Origin of the sequence: Streptomyces huiliensis, from assembly GCF_020037025.1 — a bacterium.
In the GTDB taxonomy this organism is placed as follows: domain Bacteria; phylum Actinomycetota; class Actinomycetes; order Streptomycetales; family Streptomycetaceae; genus Streptomyces; species Streptomyces huiliensis.
Window position 1 is genome coordinate 1 of sequence record NZ_JAIQLH010000242.1, and the last position, 16,759, is coordinate 16,759.

Below are 16,759 nucleotides of genomic sequence, written 5' to 3' on the forward strand. Positions count from 1 at the left end.
GGCCGCGCCGGCGGGCCGCCCCGCCCGGCACGGCAGCTGGCGGTTCACCGCCCCCGCGCTCCCCACCTCGGTGCCCCGCGCCCGGCACGGCGTGCGCGACCTGATGCGCCGTCAGAACGTGCCGTTGCCCGGCGACCGGCTGGACGGCCTGCTGCTGATCGTCTCCGAGCTGGTCACCAACGCCGTCCAGCACGCCGCGCTGCTCTCCCCGGAGCTCACCGTCGAGGTCTCCGTCGGCCCGACGGAGGTGCGGGTGGCCGTCGAGGACGGCCACCCCTACCGGCCGCGCCCGCTGCTGCCCGACGAGGAGCGGATCGGCGGCCGGGGGCTGCTGCTGGTACAGGCCGTGGTGGACGAGGCCGGCGGCAGCTACGACGTCGAGCACACCCCCAGCGGCGGCAAGGTCGTCTGGGCCGTCCTGCCGCTCGCCGACGCGCCCGCGCCTACCAGCCCGCCGCGGTCCCGATGACCTCGCGGACGGCCGGCCGCGCCGTGTCCAGCACCGTCGTGAACCACGCGGAGAACGTCACCTCGGCCATCAGCTTCTCCAGCTCGGCGGGGGTGACGTAGACGTACTCCTCCACCTCCTCGGGGTCCGGATCCGGGGTGGCCCGCACGGTGCCGACGAAGAGGTGGTTGTACTCCTGCTCCACCAGCCCCGACAGCGGGTCCGGGTGGTTGTAGCGCACCGTGCCCGCCTCCCGCAGCAGCTCGGGGGCCAGGCCCAGCTCCTCGGCCGTGCGCCGGGTCGCGGCCACGAACGGCAGCTCGCCGGGGTACGGATGCCCGCAGCAGGTGTTGGACCACACGCCGGGGGAGTGGTACTTGCCCAGCGCCCGGCGCTGCAGCAGCAGCCGCCCCCGCTCGTCGAAGAGGAAGACCGAGAAGGCCCGGTGCAGCCGGCCCGGGGCGAGGTGCGCGGAGACCTTCTCTGCGGTCCCGATGGTTCTGCCGTCCTCGTCGACCAGCTCCAGCATGATCGGTTCAGCGGCTTCGGGGGAGGCGGGGGCCGCGGCGGAGTCGGCGGAGCCCTCGGCTGATGTGATCGGCATTGACCATCCTCGGGTGTCGGTCTTGACCCTCAAGTCTGCCCCACGGCGGTCCGGCCGGAACGCGGGGACCAGAGGGAGTACGAGGGCCCGGGCGCATCGTGGTCAGTGGCAGAGCCGCGCCTCGCGCTCCGCGTACCCGCCCGGCTCCAGCTGGAAGGTGCAGTGCTCGACGGCGAAGTGCTGCCCCAGGCACCCCTGGAGGTCGAGCAGCATCCGCTCGTGCCCGGCAGCGTCCAGCGCCTCCCGGTCCACCACCACGTGCGCCGACAGCACCGGCATCCCCGAGGTGATCGTCCAGACGTGCAGGTCGTGCAGGCCCGTGACCCCCGGCAGCGCGGTGATGTGCGCCCGGACCTCGTCCATGTCCACGTCCCGGGGCGCCGCCTCCAGCAGCACGTCCAGCGCCTCGCGCAGCAGCTTCAACGTCCGGGGCACGATCATCAGCCCGATCACCAGCGAGGCCACCGGGTCGGCCCGCGTCCAGCCCGTGGCCATGATCACCAGGGCGGCGACCACGACGGCCAGCGAGCCCAGCGCGTCCGAGAGGACCTCCAGGAACGCCCCGCGCACGTTCAGGCTCTCCTTCTGCCCGCGCATCAGCAGGGACAGCGAGACCAGGTTGGCGACCAGGCCCACCAGGCCGAACACCACCGTCGTCCCGCCCGGCACCTCCGCCGGCGCGGCCAGCCGCTGCACGGCCTCGAAGAGGATGTAGCCGCCGACGCCGAGCAGCAGCAGGCAGTTCAGCATCGCCGCCAGGATCTCGGCGCGCGCGTAGCCGTAGGTGCGCCGGCCGCCGCTCGGCCGGTTGGCGAAGTGGATCGCGACCAGCGCCATGCCCACGCCCACCGCGTCCGTCGCCATGTGCCCCGCGTCGGCGAGCAGCGCCAGCGAACCGGTCAGCACCGTGCCGACGACCTCCGCCACCAGCACCGAGAGCGTGATGCCCAGGGCGATCCGCAGCCGCCCCCGGTAGGCCGCCGCGGCGGTGCCGGTCGGCGGGGGCCCGCCGTGCGTGTGGCCGTGGTCGTGCCCTGCACCCATGAACGCCGCCTTCCCCGTGCCGGTCCCCGGCGGCGGGTGCCGCCCGGTTCCTCAGTGAACTACGGGCGGGGCACCCTGGGCAACGCGACACCGAACACCGTTGTCATCCCCGCTGACCTGCGGGAATTCCACCGGATCGAGGGACGGCCGGGCTCATCCGGCGGACGCGTCCGGATGGCGCAGCCGCCAGCCCTCCCAGGCCGAGACGACCATGCTCCGCACGTCGTGGCGCGGGCTCCAGCCGAGCGTCCGGGTGATCAGGTCGTTGCCGGCGACCACCCGGGCCGGGTCCCCCGGACGGCGCGGCTCCACCTCGGGCGTGAGCTCCGGGCGGCCGGTGATCTCGCCGATCAGGTCCGCCATCTCCCGGACGGACACCCCGTGGCCGGTGCCCACGTTCAGCGTCAGGTCGCCCGCCTCCGGCCGCTCCGCCAGCCGGCGGGCGGCGGCGAGGTGCGCGGTGGCCAGGTCCTCGATGTGGATGTAGTCGCGGACGCAGGTGCCGTCCGGGGTGGCGTAGTCGTCGCCGAAGATCCGCGGCCGCTCGCCGCGGGTGATCCGGTCGAACATCATCGGGATGATGTTGAACACACCGGTGTCCGCCAGCTCGGGCCGGGCCGCGCCCGCCACGTTGAAGTAGCGCAGGCAGGCGGTCGACAGGCCGTGCGCGGTGCCCACCGCCCGGACCAGCCACTCGCCGGCCAGCTTGGTCTCCCCGTAGGGGTTGATCGGCAGGCACGGCGTCGCCTCGGTGACGAGGTCCACGTCCGGCATCCCGTAGACGGCCGCGGAGGAGGAGAAGACGAAGCTCCGCACGCCCGCCGCGACGACGGCCTCCAGCAGCACGGTCAGCCCGTGCACGTTCTGCCGGTAGTACAGCAGCGGCCGCTCGACCGACTCCCCGACCTGCTTCTTGGCCGCGAGATGCACCACACCGGTCACCCCGTGCTCCTTGAGCGCCCGGTCGACGGCCTCCCGGTCCAGGACCGAGCCGCGGACCAGGGGGACGCCCTCGGGCAGCCGCGCCGCGTCACCGCTGGACAGGTCGTCCAGGACGGCCACCCGTTCCCCGGCCTCCGTCATCGCCCGTGCCACATGGGCCCCGATGTACCCGGCCCCACCTGTGATCAGCCACGTCATGACGGCACCCTAGACCAGTCCGCGCACCCCGCCGCCCCGTGCCGGGCCGGGCCCGGACGGGCCGGGAACCAACCGCGGCCCCCGGACGTCTCCCTCGTGAGGCTTGGCCGCACCCGGCGGTGAACGGCGGCTTCCAGTGATCCGATAGCCTCTGCCGACGTGCCGCTCGCCACCGACGCCGGGGCCATGCGCGGCACCACCGCTGCCCGGACACCCGCGGTCCCGAGGCGGCCAGGCACGCTTCCAAGGAGTGAGTTCGTCTGTCGACCGCCATCCTCACCGGTTTGCCGCCCGTCGGCTCCTCCCTGGAGGGCGACCTGCGGTCCCTGGGCTTCGACGTGCGCGTGGCGGCCGACGCCGCCGCGGTGGCCGCCGAGCTGGCGGCCGCCCCGGCGAACGCCCGGGTCGCCCTCGTCGACCCCCGGTTCGTCGGGCACACCCACAGCCTCCGGCTCGCGCTGACCGACCCCCGCTTCCCCGCCGCCGCGGTGCACGGCGCGCTCACCGCGCAGCCGGAGGCCCGGGCGGTGCTGCGGGACGTCGTCTCGCTCATCGACGGCCAGCACCGGGTGAGCGCCTACGCCGGCGTCCCGGCCGCGCCGGCCTCCCCGCGGGACGTCCTGCCGGACGCCGCGGCCGCCGGCCTGGAGGCGCACGGCGTCGCCGTGCACCGCCCCGAGCTGGGCGTGCTCGTCGCCGACGTCCCGCCGGACGCCCCGGCCCGGGCGCACGCCCAGGCGGCCGTCGCGGCCACCGACGACGAGGCCGTACGGCTGCGGAACGCCGTGAAGTCCCGCGACGGGTTCTTCACCACCTTCTGCATCAGCCCGTACTCCCGTTACATCGCCCGCTGGTGCGCCCGGCGCGGATTCACCCCCAATCAGGTGACGACCGCCTCGCTGCTGACGGCGCTGATCGCGGCGGGCTGCGCGGCGACCGGCACCCGCCCCGGGTTCGTCGCCGCCGGCCTGCTGCTGATCTTCTCGTTCGTCCTGGACTGCACCGACGGGCAGCTCGCCCGCTACTCGCTCCAGTACTCCACCCTCGGCGCGTGGCTCGACGCCACCTTCGACCGGGCCAAGGAGTACGCCTACTACGCGGGCCTGGCGCTGGGCGCCGCCCGCGGCGGTGAGGACGTGTGGGCGCTGGCGCTCGGCGCGATGGTCCTCCAGACCTGCCGGCACGTCGTCGACTTCGCGTTCAACGAGGCCAACCACGACGCCACGGCGAACACCAGTCCGACCGCGGCGCTCTCCGGGAAGCTGGACAGCGTCGGCTGGACGGTCTGGGCCCGCCGCATGATCATCCTGCCGATCGGCGAGCGCTGGGCGCTGATAGCCGTCCTCACCGCGCTCACCACCCCGCGCGTCGTCTTCGTCGTGCTCCTGATCGGCTGCGCCTTCGCCGCCTGCTACACCACCGCGGGCCGCGTCCTGCGCTCGGTGACCCGCAAGGCCCGCCGCACCGACCGCGCCGCCCGCGCGCTGTACGAACTCACCGACTCCGGCCCGATCGCCGAGACCGTCGCCCGGTTCGCCCGCGTCAAGGGCGCCGTGACCGTCCCGCTGCTGGGCCTGCTGGGCACCGCCGCGCTGCTGGTCCCGCTGCTGGTCAAGCCCTTCGGCAGCCCCCTGGGCGTCGCCGGCGCCGCGGTCTACGCGATCCTCACCGGCCTCGCGGTCTCCAGCCCCCTCAAGGGGGCCCTCGACTGGCTGCTCCCGCCCGTCCTCCGGGCCGCCGAATACCTGGCGATCCTCATCCTGGCCGCCCGCTCGGACGTCGCCGGGGCGCTTCCCGCGGCGTTCGGACTGGTCGCCGCGGTCGCCTACCATCACTACGACACGGTGTACCGCATCCGCGGCGGCACCGGCGCGCCCCCGCACTGGCTGGTCCGGATGATCGGCGGCCACGAGGGACGGGCCCTGGCGGTCACCGTCGCCGCCGTCCTGTGGCAGGGCCAAGGCTTCACGATCGCGCTGACGGCCCTCGCGGCCGGCATCGCCCTCGCGGTGCTCATCGAGAGCATCCGCTTCTGGGTGTCCTCCGGGGCGCCCGCAGTACACGACGAAACAGGAGAACCCGCATGATCGGCCTCGTGCTGGCAGCCGGCGCCGGACGCCGTCTGCGCCCCTACACCGACACCCTCCCGAAGGCCCTGGTGCCCGTCGACGGTGACATCACCGTCCTCGACCTCACCCTGGCCAACTTCGCGGAGGTCGGTCTGACCGAGGTCGCGATCGTCGTCGGTTACCGCAAGGAGGCCGTGTACGCGCGGCAGGCGGCGCTGGAGGAGAAGTACGGCCTCAAGCTCACCCTGATCGACAACGACAAGGCCGAGGAGTGGAACAACGCCTACTCCCTGTGGTGCGCCCGTGAGGTCCTCGGCCGCGGCGTGATCCTGGCCAACGGCGACACCGTCCACCCGGTCTCCGTCGAGAAGACCCTGCTCGACGCCCGCGGCAACGGCCAGAAGATCATCCTCGCCCTCGACACGGTGAAGAACCTCGCCGACGAGGAGATGAAGGTCATCGTCGACGGTGAGAAGGGCGTCCAGCGCATCACCAAGCTGATGGACCCGGCCACCGCGACCGGCGAGTACATCGGCGTCACCCTGATCGAGGCCGAGGCCGGCGCCGAGCTCGCCGACGCCCTCAAGACCACCTTCGAGAAGGACCCCGACCTCTACTACGAGGACGGCTACCAGGAGCTCGTCAACCGCGGCTTCAAGATCGACACCGCGCCGATCGGTGACGTCAAGTGGGTCGAGATCGACAACCACGACGACCTCGCCAAGGGCCGGGAGATCGCGTGCCAGTACTGACGAGGCTCATCCCCTCGCCGGTCGTCGTCGACATCCGGGCCGGGGCCCTGGACGATCTCGCCAGCGTCCTCGCGGACCAGCGGATCTCCAGCTCCGGCAAGCTCGCCGTCGCGATCAGCGGCGGCTCCGGGGCGGCGCTGCGCAAGCGGCTCGCCCCGGCGCTGCCCGGCGCCACCTGGTACGAGGTCGGCGGCGGCACCCTCGACGACGCCATCAAGCTGGCCGACGCCATGAAGTCGGGCCACTACGACGCGGTCGTGGGCCTGGGCGGCGGCAAGATCATCGACTGTGCGAAGTTCGCCGCCGCGCGCATCGGCCTGCCGCTGGTCGCCGTGGCCACGAACCTCTCCCACGACGGTCTCTGCTCGCCGGTCGCCACCCTCGACAACGACGCGGGCCGCGGCTCGTACGGCGTGCCCAACCCCATCGCCGTCGTCATCGACCTCGACGTCATCCGCCAGGCCCCCGGCCGCTACGTCCGCTCGGGCATCGGCGACGCCATCTCCAACATCTCCGCCGTCGCGGACTGGGAGCTGGCCAACCGGGTGCGCGGCGAGGACATCGACGGCCTGGCCGCCGCGCTGGCCCGGCAGGCCGGCGAGGCCGTGCTGCGCCACCCCGGCAACGTCGACGACGACGGGTTCCTCCAGGTGCTCGCCGAGGGCCTCGTGCTCACCGGCATCTCGATGTCCGTGGCCGGCGACAGCCGCCCGGCCTCCGGCGCCTGCCACGAGATCAACCACGCCTTCGACCTGCTCTACCCCAAGCGCGCCGCCCCGCACGGCGAGCAGTGCGGCCTCGGCGCCGCCTTCGCCATGCACCTCCGCGGTGCCCGCGAGGAGTCCGCGCTGATGGTCGAGGCCCTGCGCCGGCACGACCTGCCCGTGCTCCCCGGAGACATCGGGTTCACCGAGGACGAGTTCGTCCGCGCCGTGGAGTTCGCTCCGCAGACCCGGCCCGGGCGGTACACCATCCTGGAGCACCTCGCCCTCACCACCGACCAGATCAGGGACGCCTACGCCGACTATGCAGAAACCGTCAGTCGCTGAACTCCGGCCGGTCGTCCACCCCGCGGGGGTGAAGGACCGGCGCAGCGGTGAGCACTGGGCCGGCCGCCTGTACATGCGGGAGATCTCGCTGCGGGTCGACCGCCACCTGGTGAACACCCGCGTCACGCCCAACCAGCTCACCTACCTGATGACCGTCGCGGGCGTCCTCGCGGCCCCGGCCCTGCTGGTGCCCGGGATCGCGGGCGCCGTGCTCGGCGCGATCGCCGTCCAGCTCTACCTGCTGCTGGACTGCGTCGACGGCGAGATCGCCCGCTGGAAGAAGCAGTACTCGATGTCCGGGGTCTACCTGGACCGGGTCGGCGCCTACCTGTGCGACGCCGCGGTCCTCGTCGGCCTCGGCCTGCGCGCCGCCGACCTCTGGGGCGACGGCGGCGCCGACTGGCTGTGGGCCTTCCTCGGCACGCTCGCCGCGCTCGGCGCCGTCCTGATCAAGGCGGAGACCGACCTCGTCGGTGTCGCCCGGCACCAGAACGGCATGCCGCCGGTCAAGGAGGCCGCGGCCGAGCCGCGTTCCTCCGGCATGGCCCTGGCCCGCAAGGCCGCCGCGGCCCTGCAGTTCCACCGCCTGATCCTCGGCATCGAGGCGTCCCTGCTGATCGTGCTCCTCGCGATCCTGGACCAGGCCCGGGGCGACCTCTTCTTCACCCGCCTCGGCACCGCCGTCCTCGCCGGCATCGCCCTGCTGCAGACGCTGCTGCACCTCGTGTCCATCCTCGCCTCCAGCAGGCTGCGATGAACGCCCGGGGCCTGAAGGTCGGCGCGGTCGTCCTCACCATGGGCAACCGCCCCGCCGAGCTGCGCGCGCTGCTGGAGTCGGTCGCCAAGCAGGACGGCGACCCGATCGAGGTCGTCATCGTGGGCAACGGCGCGCCGCTGCCCGAGGTGCACGTCCCCGGGCTGTCGGTGCGGACGGTCGAGCTGCCCGAGAACGTGGGCATCCCGGCCGGCCGCAACGTCGGCATCGAGGCGTTCGGCCCGGCAGGACGCGACGTCGACGTCCTCCTCTTCCTGGACGACGACGGACTCCTGCCGAACCAGGACACCGCCGAGCTCTGCCGCCGCGCGTTCGAGGCCGACCCGAAGCTGGGCATCATCAGCTTCCGCATCGCCGACCCGGACACCGGCGTCACCCAGCGCCGGCACGTCCCCCGGCTGCGCGCCTCGGACCCGATGCGCTCCTCGCGGGTGACCACCTTCCTGGGCGGCGCCAACGCGGCCCGCACCCGGGTGTTCGCCGACGCGGGCGGCCTGCCGGACGAGTTCTTCTACGCGCACGAGGAGACCGACCTCGCCTGGCGGGCCCTCGACGCGGGCTGGATGATCGACTACCGGGCGGACATGGTCCTGCACCACCCGACCACCGCCCCCAGCCGGCACGCGGTCTACCACCGCATGGTGGCCCGCAACCGGGTGTGGCTGGCCCGCCGCAACCTGCCGGCCCTCCTCGTCCCGGTCTACCTCGGGGTGTGGATGCTGCTCACCCTGGCCAGGAAGCCCTCGATGCCGGCGCTCCGCGCCTGGTTCGGCGGCTTCAAGGAGGGCTGGACGACGCCGTGCGGCCCGCGCCGGCCCATGAAGTGGCGTACCGTGTGGCGCCTGACCCGGCTGGGTCGCCCGCCGGTGATCTGACAAGCTCTTGTCTGAGAGCATCGGGCGCTGCCGGGGGACCGTCCCCGGCAGCGCACCTTGAGGACGAAAGTGTCAACAGTGAGCGAGACAACGCACGGCAGTGCGGTCGCCATGAGTGCTGCACCATCACCCGACGACGGGCTGTCGGCCGCCGAGCTGGCCAGGAAGTACGGCCTGTCGGTCAGCGGCGCCCGCCCGTCGCTGCCGGAGTACGCCCGGCAGCTGTGGGACCGGCGGCACTTCATCCTTGCCTTCTCCCGGGCCAAGATGACGGCCCAGTACAGCAAGGCCAAGCTGGGACAGCTCTGGCACGTGGCCACGCCCCTGCTGAACGCCATGGTCTACCTGCTGATCTTCGGCGTGCTGATGCAGCAGAGCAAGGGCATGGGGATGGGCACCTACATCCCCTTCCTGGTGACGGGTGTGTTCGTCTTCACCTTCACCCAGAGCTCGGCCCTCTCCGGGGTCCGGGCCATCGCGGGCAACCTCGGGCTGGTGCGCGCCCTGCACTTCCCGCGGGCGGCGCTGCCGATCTCCTTCGCCCTCCAGCAGCTCCAGCAGCTGCTGTTCTCGATGTGCGTGGTCTTCGTCTTCCTGGTCGGCTTCGGGCACATGCCGGCGCTGTCGTGGCTGATGATCCTGCCGGTACTGGTGCTGCAGTTCGTCTTCAACACCGGCCTGTCGCTGGTCCTGGCCCGGCTGGGCAGCAAGACCCCGGACCTCGCGCAGCTCCTGCCGTTCATCCTCCGGACGTGGATGTACGCGTCCGGTGTGATGTACAACATGGTCGAGGCGCTGAAGAAGACGCACGCGCCGGGCTGGGTCATCGACGTGCTGGGCGCCAACCCGGCCGCCGTCTACATCGACCTGATGCGCTACGCGCTGATCGACGGCTACGGATCCAGCCACCTGCCGCCGCACGTGTGGCTGCTGGCGGTCGGCTGGGCGGTGCTCGTCGGGCTCGGGGGCTTCGTGTACTTCTGGAAGGCTGAGGAGCAGTACGGCCGTGGCTGAACGGAACACCGCCCCCGACGGGGCCCGCATCCCCACCGTGATCGCGGACGACGTGCACATCGTCTACCGCGTCTACGGCGGCAACAGCGGCCGGGGCAGCGCCACCGCCGCCCTCAACCGGATCGTCAAGCGCGCCCCGAGCGCGGGCGTGCGCGAGGTGCACGCGGTCAAGGGCGTGAGCTTCACCGCATACCGAGGGCAGGCGATCGGCCTGATCGGCTCCAACGGCTCGGGCAAGTCCACGCTGCTGAAGGCCATCGCCGGGCTGCTGCCCACCGAGCGCGGCAAGGTCTACACCGACGGCCAGCCGTCCCTGCTGGGCGTCAACGCCGCGATGATGAACGACCTGACCGGCGAGCGGAACGTCATCCTCGGCGGGCTGGCGATGGGCATGACCCGCGAGGAGATCCGCGAGCGGTACCAGCACATCGTCGACTTCTCGGGCATCAACGAGAAGGGCGACTTCATCACGCTGCCCATGCGGACGTACTCGTCCGGCATGGCGGCCCGGCTCCGCTTCTCCATCGCGGCGGCCAAGAAGCACGACGTGCTGATGATCGACGAGGCGCTGGCCACCGGTGACCGGTCCTTCCAGAAGCGCTCGGAGGCCCGGGTCCGCGAGCTCCGCCAGGAGGCCGGCACCGTCTTCCTCGTCAGCCACAACAACCGCTCGATCCGGGACACCTGCGACCGGGTCCTGTGGCTGGAACACGGGCAGCTGCTGATGGACGGGCCCACGGACGAGGTCGTCCGGGCCTACGAGAAGGAGACCGCCCGCTGACGGCGGATTCGGGCCTCCCGCCGCACCGCGCGGCGGGAGGCCCGATGCGTTGGCGCGGTACGAAATGACACGGACCCGCATATTCGCTGGGTTGGTCGCGGCGGGGCGTGGCATTGTATGGATCAAGCACGGACCTCGGCGAAGACCGCGTGCTTGTACGGCGTACGCTGTAGCGTGCTGTGCCGAGGAGGTGCCCGGCGGTGCCGGGTGCCGGGGGCGTTTCAGGGACGGCTCACGGGGGAGCAGGGCAGGAGGCCGCACTGCGGCGTGTCCGAAATAGGATGTTCTGGGTCGGCAGTGTAGAACGGGAGATGTGACGGCGATGGCTGTGATGGCTGCGGGGCCTCTCCAGATCAGAGGCGCATACGCCGTCTGTGGTCCGGGCAGCCCGCGATGACCGCGGGGACGGACGCGCACGCGCGTGCCGTGCTCGACAAGGCCGCGCACGAGAACTTCCCGGTCGCGCCGTTCTTCCTGCCGCGCGCCCGGCGTGACGACCTGATGGCGATCTACGGTTACGCCCGGCTGGTCGACGACATCGGCGACGGCGACGTGGCCCCCGGCGGGCGCGACGCCGAGCTGCTGGGCCTGGACCGCGAGCAGGCGGACGACCGGCTCGCCATGCTGGACGCCTTCGAGGCCGACCTGCGGCGGGTCTTCGCCGACCACGGCACGGGGCCGCGTCATCCGCTGCTGCAACGGATCCGGCCGATGGTCCGGCGCCACGGCCTCACCCCGGAGCCCTTCCTGGGCCTGATCGAGGCCAACCGGATGGACCAGCGGGTGCGCCGCTACGCCACGTACGACGACCTGGTCGCCTACTGCGAGCTGTCGGCGAACCCCGTCGGACGGCTCGTGCTCGGGGTCACCGGAACGGCCAGCCCGGAGCGGATCCGCCGCTCGGACGCGGTCTGCACGGCGCTCCAGATCGTCGAGCACCTCCAGGACGTCGCGGAGGACCTGGCACGTGACAGGATCTACCTCCCGGCCGAGGACATGGAACGTTTCCGGGTGAGCGAGGCCGACCTCAAGCGGCCCAGCGCGGGCGCGTCGGTGCGCGCCCTGGTCGCGTTCGAGGCGGAACGCGCCCGGTGCCTGCTGAATGAAGGGACCCCCCTGGTGGGTAGCGTCCACGGCAGGCTGAAGCTGTTGCTCGCGGGGTTCGTGGGCGGGGGGAGGGCCGCGCTCCGGGCGGTCGCCGCCGCGGGACACGACGTACTCCCCGGACCGCCCAAGCCCACCAAGCTCAGCCTGCTGCGCGAGGTGGGGGCGACACTGCGAAGAGAGGGGTGAGCGGGACCGTGATCGGAACGCCACACGCGTCCGCACCGGTACTCGCCGCGTACAGCTACTGCGAGGCCGTCACCGGACAGCAGGCCGGCAACTTCAGCTACGGGATCAGGCTGCTGCCCACCGCCAAGCGGCGGGCCATGTCGGCGCTCTACGCCTTCTCCCGGCGGGTCGACGACATCGGGGACGGACCGCTGGACATCGAGTCCAAGCGGCTCCGGCTGGAGGAGACGCGCGCCGTGCTCGGCAGGATAAGGGACGGCGACGTCGAGGAGGACGACACCGACCCGGTGGCCGTCGCCCTGGCGCACGCCGCCCGCCGCTTTCCCATTCCGCTCGGCGCGCTCGACGAACTGATCGACGGCGTTCAGATGGACGTTCGCGGCGAGACCTACGAGACCTGGGACGACCTGGCGGTGTACTGCCGCTGCGTCGCGGGGTCGATCGGACGGCTCTCGCTGGGCGTGTTCGGCACCGTGCCCGGCGCACGGGACACGGAACGCGCCTCCGAGTACGCCAACACGCTGGGGCTCGCGCTCCAGCTCACCAACATCCTGCGCGACGTCCGGGAGGACGCGGCCAACGGCCGCACCTACCTGCCCTCCGACGACCTCGCCAAGTTCGGCTGCTCGGCCGGGTTCGGCTCCGCCGTCCCGCCGGAGGGCGCCGACTTCACCGGCCTGGTCGCCTTCGAGGTGCGGCGCGCCCGCGCGCTGTTCGCCGAGGGCATGCGGCTGCTGCCGATGCTCGACCGGCGCAGCGGCGCCTGCGTCGCCGCGATGTCCGGCATCTACCGCCGGCTGCTCGACCGCATCGCCGAGACCCCGCAGGCCGTGCTGCGCGGCCGGGTCTCGCTCCCCGGCCGGGAGAAGGCCCTGGTGGCCGTCCGCGGGCTGTCCGGTTACGACGCGCGCAGCGTCCACCGGCAGACCGCCAGGGGGCGCGCTTGATGGCCCCCGCCCGCACCGGCGGGCCGGACGCGCGGACGCTCCCGGCGGGCGCAACCTCCGAGGGCGCGGACGCGTCCCTGACAGCAGCCAGAAGGGTGGGAGCATGACGGAGACGGACGCACCCGCCGTACCCGCCGGCCGGTCGGGACGCCCCGACGGGTCGGCCGCCGTGGTGGTCGGCGGCGGGCTCGCCGGCGTCACCGCGGCGCTCGAACTCGCGGACGCCGGAATCCGGGTCACGTTGCTGGAGGGCCGCCCCCGGCTGGGCGGCCTCGCCTTCTCGTTCCGGCGCGGGGAGCTGACCGTCGACAACGGGCAGCACGTCTTCCTGCGCTGCTGCACCGCCTACCGCTGGTTCCTCGACCGGGTCGACGCCGGCCACCTCGCCACCGTGCAGGACCGCCTCGACGTCCCCGTCCTGGACGTCGGCCACCGCTCGGGCCGCCCGCGGCTGGGCCGGCTGCGCCGGGCCGCGCTGCCGGTGCCGCTGCACCTGGCCGCGAGCCTGGCCACGTACCCGCACCTGTCGTTCGCCGAGCGGATGAGCGTCGGCCGCGCGGCGCTGGCGCTGCGCGGGCTCGACCCCGCCGACCCCGCCCTGGACGAGGTCGACTTCGCCACCTGGCTGCACCGCCACGGGCAGTCGGCCCGTACCGTCGAGGCGCTGTGGGACCTGGTGGGCGTCGCCACGCTGAACGCCACCGCCGACCAGGCGTCGCTCGGGCTGGCCGCCAAGGTCTTCAAGACCGGGCTGCTCTCCGAACCGGGCGCCGCCGACATCGGCTGGGCCGGTGTGCCGCTGGGCGAGCTGCACGACACCCGGGCCCGGGCCGCGCTGGACAAGGCCGGGGTGCGGGTCGCGCTGCGCACCCGCGCCACCGGGATCGCCCGGGGCGACGAGGGCGGCTGGCTGGTGGAGACCGAGAGCGGTCCCGGCACCGGCGAGCGGCTGGCGGCCGACGCCGTGGTGCTCGCCGTCCCGCAGCGCGAGACGCACGCCCTGCTGCCGGACGGCGCGCTGCCCGACGCCGGGCGGCTGCTGGAGATCGGCACCGCGCCGATCCTCAACCTGCATGTGATTTATGATCGCAAAGTCCTGCGGCAGCCGTTCTTCACGGCGCTCGGGTCTCCCGTGCAGTGGGTCTTCGACCGCACGCACTCCTCGGGGCTGGCCGCCCGCACCGCGACCGGGCAGTACCTGGCGGTCTCCCAGTCGGCCGCGCAGGACGACATCGACCGGCCGGTCGCGGAGCTGCGGGCGCGGTACCTGCCCGAGCTGGAGCGGCTGCTGCCGGCCGCCCGCGGCGCCGGAGTGCGGGACTTCTTCGTGACCCGGGAGCGGACAGCGACGTTCGCCCCCACACCGGGCGTCGGCCGGCTGCGGCCGGGCGCCCGGACCGACGCGCCCGGCCTCTTCCTGGCCGGCGCGTGGACCGCGACCGGCTGGCCCGCGACCATGGAGGGTGCCGTGCGCAGTGGCCTCAGCGCCGCGGACGCGGCCCTCTCCGGGCTCGGCCGGACCTATCGCAGCCCCGTGCGGGAGGCGGTATGACCCAGCGAGCCTCCCCCGGAGGGGGCACCCCCATGGCGCCCGCCCCCCGAACGGGGCGCGCGTGAGCACGATCACCAGAGGAGAGACCGTGACTTCGGCGATCCCAGCCTGCGATACCGGCGACGTCAGCGCCCTGTTGGAGCGCGGACGGGCGCTCGCCGCGCCGGTGTTGCGTGCCGCCGTCAGCCGGCTCGCGGCACCGATGGACACCGTGGCCGCCTACCACTTCGGCTGGATCGACGTCGACGGGCGGCCGACGGACGGCGACAGCGGCAAGGCCGTCCGCCCCGCCCTGGCCCTGCTCTCGGCCGAGGCCGCCGGCGCCGCCCCGGAGACGGGCGTGCCGGGGGCGGTGGCCGTGGAGCTCGTGCACAACTTCTCGCTGCTGCACGACGACCTGATGGACGGCGACGAGCAGCGCCGGCACCGCGACACCGTGTGGAAGGTGCACGGCCCGGCGCAGGCCATCCTCGTCGGCGACGCGCTCTTCGCGCTCGCGAACGAGGTGCTGCTGGAGCTGGGCACGGCCGAGGCCGGCCGGGCCACCCGCCGGCTGACCACCGCGACCCGCAAGCTCATCGACGGTCAGGCCCAGGACATCTCCTACGAACACCGCGAGCGGGTCACCGTGGCGGAGTGCCTGGAGATGGAGGGCAACAAGACCGGGGCCCTGCTGGCCTGCGCCGCCTCCATCGGCGCGGTGCTCGGCGGCGCCGACGACCGCACGGCCGACGTCCTGGAGGCGTACGGCTACCACATGGGCCTCGCCTTCCAGGCGGTCGACGACCTGCTCGGCATCTGGGGCGACCCGGAGGCCACCGGCAAGCAGACCTGGAGCGACCTGCGGCAGCGCAAGAAGTCGCTGCCGGTCGTCGCCGCCCTGGCGGCGGGCGGGCCGGCCTCCGAGCAGCTGGCGCGCATCCTGGCCGAGGACGCCAAGCTGACGGACTCCCAGCTCGCCGACTTCGACGAGGAAGAATTCGCCAGCCGCGCGGCGTTGATCGAGGAGGCGGGCGGCCGGGAGTGGACCTCGCAGGAGGCCCGCCGGCAGCACGCGACGGCCATCGAGGCGCTGGACGGAGTTGACATCCCGTCAGAGATCCGGGCCCGTCTCGTCGCGTTGTCGGACTTCGTTGTAGTACGAAAGAGATGATGAGTATTCACCCGAACTAGCCATCGCGGTCGCCGGCCGGCGCGCTGCTCGCGTCGGTCGACGGAAACCCCAGGTACGGCAGTACGGCAGAGAAGCAACTCACTGCATTAGGGGAAACCATGACAGCGACGACCGACGGCGCCGGGGCCCTCCTGCCCCGTGCCGCCGAGGCCGGTCACAGCGCCACCGCTGTGACAGAAGTGAAGGAGGAGGCGGCCGGCGGAGCACCGGCCGCCGCCCGCGCCGCCGCGGAGCGGGCCACCGCCCGGGCGACCGAGTACCTCCTGTCCCGCCAGGACGAGCAGGGATGGTGGAAGGGCGACCTGGAGACGAACGTCACCATGGACGCCGAGGACCTCTTGCTCCGCGAGTTCCTGGGGATCAGGGACGACCGCACCACCAGCGCCGCCGCCCGCTGGATCCGCTCCCAGCAGCGGCCCGACGGCACCTGGGCCACCTTCCACGGCGGCCCCGGGGAGCTCTCCGCCACCGTCGAGGCGTACGTCGCCCTCCGGCTCGCCGGGGACGCCCCCGAGGACCCCCACATGGCCGCCGCCTCCGCCTGGGTCCGCGAGCGCGGCGGCATCGCCGCCACCCGCGTCTTCACCCGGATCTGGCTGGCCCTCTTCGGCTGGTGGAAGTGGGAGGACCTCCCGGAGATGCCTCCGGAGATCATGTTCCTCCCCAAGTGGGTGCCGCTGAACATCTACGACTTCGCCTGCTGGGCCCGGCAGACCATCGTGCCGCTCACCGTCGTCGGCGCCCACCGGCCCGTCCGGTCCGCGCCGTTCGCCCTCGACGAGCTGCACACCGACCCCCGTCGCCCCAACCCGCCGCGCCCGCCCGCGCCGGCCGCGAGCTGGGACGGCTTCTTCCAGCGCCTGGACAAGGCGCTGCACGCCTACCGCAGGGTCGCCGTCCGCCCGCTGCGCCGCGCGGCGCTCAACGCCGCCGCCCGCTGGATCGTTGAACGCCAGGAGAACGACGGCTGCTGGGGCGGTATCCAGCCCCCGGCGGTCTACTCCGTCATCGCCCTGCACCTCCTCGGCTACGACCTCGACCACCCCGTGCTGCGGGCCGGACTGAAGTCGCTGGACCGCTTCGCCGTCTGGCACGAGGACGCCGACGGCGAGCCGGTCCGGATGATCGAGGCGTGCCAGTCCCCGGTCTGGGACACCTGCCTGGCCACCATCGCCCTCGCCGACGCCGGGCTCGCCCCCGACCACCCGGCGCTGGTGAAGGCCGCCGACTGGATGCTGGACG

The 16,759-nt window shown here is 73.1% G+C and carries 15 protein-coding genes and 1 pseudogene; 13 read left to right on the forward strand and 3 right to left on the reverse strand.

Going from position 1 to position 16,759, the window contains the following annotated elements; genetic code table 11:
• Positions 1 to 469: ATP-binding protein (locus JNW98_RS29545; RefSeq protein WP_223771365.1), on the forward strand; the 469-nt coding region annotated here is incomplete at its 5' end.
• On the opposite strand, the gene idi is transcribed toward JNW98_RS29545, so the two are convergent.
• The 3 genes from idi to galE form a co-directional block, all read right to left on the reverse strand.
• Entirely contained in the window at positions 444 to 1,052 is a 609-nt protein-coding gene (idi, locus tag JNW98_RS29550; protein WP_223771366.1) for an isopentenyl-diphosphate Delta-isomerase, read from the reverse strand. The genes JNW98_RS29545 and idi overlap by 26 nt on opposite strands.
• A gap of 102 nt (positions 1,053 to 1,154) precedes the next feature.
• Positions 1,155 to 2,096 (reverse strand): cation diffusion facilitator family transporter, encoded by a 942-nt coding sequence (locus tag JNW98_RS29555; RefSeq protein ID WP_223771367.1) that lies wholly within the window; start codon positions 2,094 to 2,096, stop codon positions 1,155 to 1,157.
• 153 nt (positions 2,097 to 2,249) lie between these two features.
• Entirely contained in the window at positions 2,250 to 3,236 is a 987-nt protein-coding gene (galE, locus tag JNW98_RS29560; protein WP_223771368.1) for a UDP-glucose 4-epimerase GalE, read from the reverse strand.
• Between the two features lie 260 nt (positions 3,237 to 3,496).
• On the opposite strand from galE, the gene JNW98_RS29565 reads away from it, so the two are divergent.
• From JNW98_RS29565 to JNW98_RS29620, 12 genes and pseudogenes are all read left to right on the forward strand, one after another.
• Positions 3,497 to 5,323 carry a DUF5941 domain-containing protein gene (locus JNW98_RS29565; protein WP_372459349.1) on the forward strand — a complete coding sequence of 609 codons (1,827 nt, stop codon included), beginning with the start codon at positions 3,497 to 3,499 and terminating at the stop codon, positions 5,321 to 5,323.
• The gene (locus JNW98_RS29570) at positions 5,320 to 6,057 is read left to right on the forward strand and encodes a phosphocholine cytidylyltransferase family protein (RefSeq protein ID WP_223771370.1); all 738 of its coding nucleotides are present in this window, start codon (positions 5,320 to 5,322) and stop codon (positions 6,055 to 6,057) included. The genes JNW98_RS29565 and JNW98_RS29570 overlap by 4 nt, the downstream gene beginning before the upstream one ends.
• Positions 6,045 to 7,106 carry an iron-containing alcohol dehydrogenase family protein gene (locus JNW98_RS29575; protein WP_004951768.1) on the forward strand — a complete coding sequence of 354 codons (1,062 nt, stop codon included), beginning with the start codon at positions 6,045 to 6,047 and terminating at the stop codon, positions 7,104 to 7,106. The genes JNW98_RS29570 and JNW98_RS29575 overlap by 13 nt, the downstream gene beginning before the upstream one ends.
• Positions 7,084 to 7,863, forward strand: a complete 780-nt coding sequence (locus tag JNW98_RS29580) for a CDP-alcohol phosphatidyltransferase family protein (protein WP_223771371.1) — start codon at positions 7,084 to 7,086, stop codon at positions 7,861 to 7,863. Before JNW98_RS29575 ends, JNW98_RS29580 begins: the two co-directional genes overlap by 23 nt.
• Positions 7,860 to 8,756: a glycosyltransferase family 2 protein gene (locus tag JNW98_RS29585; protein ID WP_223771372.1), complete on the forward strand. Its 897-nt coding sequence runs from the start codon at positions 7,860 to 7,862 to the stop codon at positions 8,754 to 8,756. The genes JNW98_RS29580 and JNW98_RS29585 overlap by 4 nt, the downstream gene beginning before the upstream one ends.
• Positions 8,757 to 8,834: 78 nt before the next feature.
• Positions 8,835 to 9,770 (forward strand): ABC transporter permease, encoded by a 936-nt coding sequence (locus JNW98_RS29590; protein ID WP_223771373.1) that lies wholly within the window; start codon positions 8,835 to 8,837, stop codon positions 9,768 to 9,770.
• Positions 9,763 to 10,551: an ABC transporter ATP-binding protein gene (locus tag JNW98_RS29595; protein ID WP_223771374.1), complete on the forward strand. Its 789-nt coding sequence runs from the start codon at positions 9,763 to 9,765 to the stop codon at positions 10,549 to 10,551. Before JNW98_RS29590 ends, JNW98_RS29595 begins: the two co-directional genes overlap by 8 nt.
• A 393-nt stretch (positions 10,552 to 10,944) precedes the next feature.
• Complete coding sequence (gene hpnC, locus JNW98_RS29600; protein WP_223771375.1) at positions 10,945 to 11,844, forward strand: squalene synthase HpnC; 900 nt, start codon at positions 10,945 to 10,947, stop codon at positions 11,842 to 11,844.
• Positions 11,841 to 12,791 carry a presqualene diphosphate synthase HpnD gene (hpnD, locus tag JNW98_RS29605; RefSeq protein ID WP_372459347.1) on the forward strand — a complete coding sequence of 317 codons (951 nt, stop codon included), beginning with the start codon at positions 11,841 to 11,843 and terminating at the stop codon, positions 12,789 to 12,791. The genes hpnC and hpnD overlap by 4 nt, the downstream gene beginning before the upstream one ends.
• Positions 12,792 to 12,894: 103 nt before the next feature.
• Entirely contained in the window at positions 12,895 to 14,343 is a 1,449-nt protein-coding gene (hpnE, locus tag JNW98_RS29610; protein WP_223771377.1) for a hydroxysqualene dehydroxylase HpnE, read from the forward strand.
• A gap of 61 nt (positions 14,344 to 14,404) precedes the next feature.
• Positions 14,405 to 15,496: a polyprenyl synthetase family protein gene (locus JNW98_RS29615; protein WP_372459348.1), complete on the forward strand. Its 1,092-nt coding sequence runs from the start codon at positions 14,405 to 14,407 to the stop codon at positions 15,494 to 15,496.
• Between the two features lie 119 nt (positions 15,497 to 15,615).
• Positions 15,616 to 16,759: pseudogene (locus JNW98_RS29620) on the forward strand (prenyltransferase/squalene oxidase repeat-containing protein); the annotation flags it as partial.

What these genes read in the sequence shown, in the direction of transcription:
- idi (WP_223771366.1), bottom strand. Translation starts at nt 1,052, where the DNA reads ATGCCGATCACATCAGCCGAGGGCTCCGCCGACTCCGCCGCGGCCCCC.
- JNW98_RS29555 (WP_223771367.1), bottom strand. Translation starts at nt 2,096, where the DNA reads ATGGGTGCAGGGCACGACCACGGCCACACGCACGGCGGGCCCCCGCCG.
- galE (WP_223771368.1), bottom strand. Translation starts at nt 3,236, where the DNA reads ATGACGTGGCTGATCACAGGTGGGGCCGGGTACATCGGGGCCCATGTG.
- JNW98_RS29570 (WP_223771370.1), top strand. Translation starts at nt 5,320, where the DNA reads ATGATCGGCCTCGTGCTGGCAGCCGGCGCCGGACGCCGTCTGCGCCCC.
- JNW98_RS29580 (WP_223771371.1), top strand. Translation starts at nt 7,084, where the DNA reads ATGCAGAAACCGTCAGTCGCTGAACTCCGGCCGGTCGTCCACCCCGCG.
- JNW98_RS29585 (WP_223771372.1), top strand. Translation starts at nt 7,860, where the DNA reads ATGAACGCCCGGGGCCTGAAGGTCGGCGCGGTCGTCCTCACCATGGGC.
- hpnC (WP_223771375.1), top strand. Translation starts at nt 10,945, where the DNA reads ATGACCGCGGGGACGGACGCGCACGCGCGTGCCGTGCTCGACAAGGCC.
- hpnE (WP_223771377.1), top strand. Translation starts at nt 12,895, where the DNA reads ATGACGGAGACGGACGCACCCGCCGTACCCGCCGGCCGGTCGGGACGC.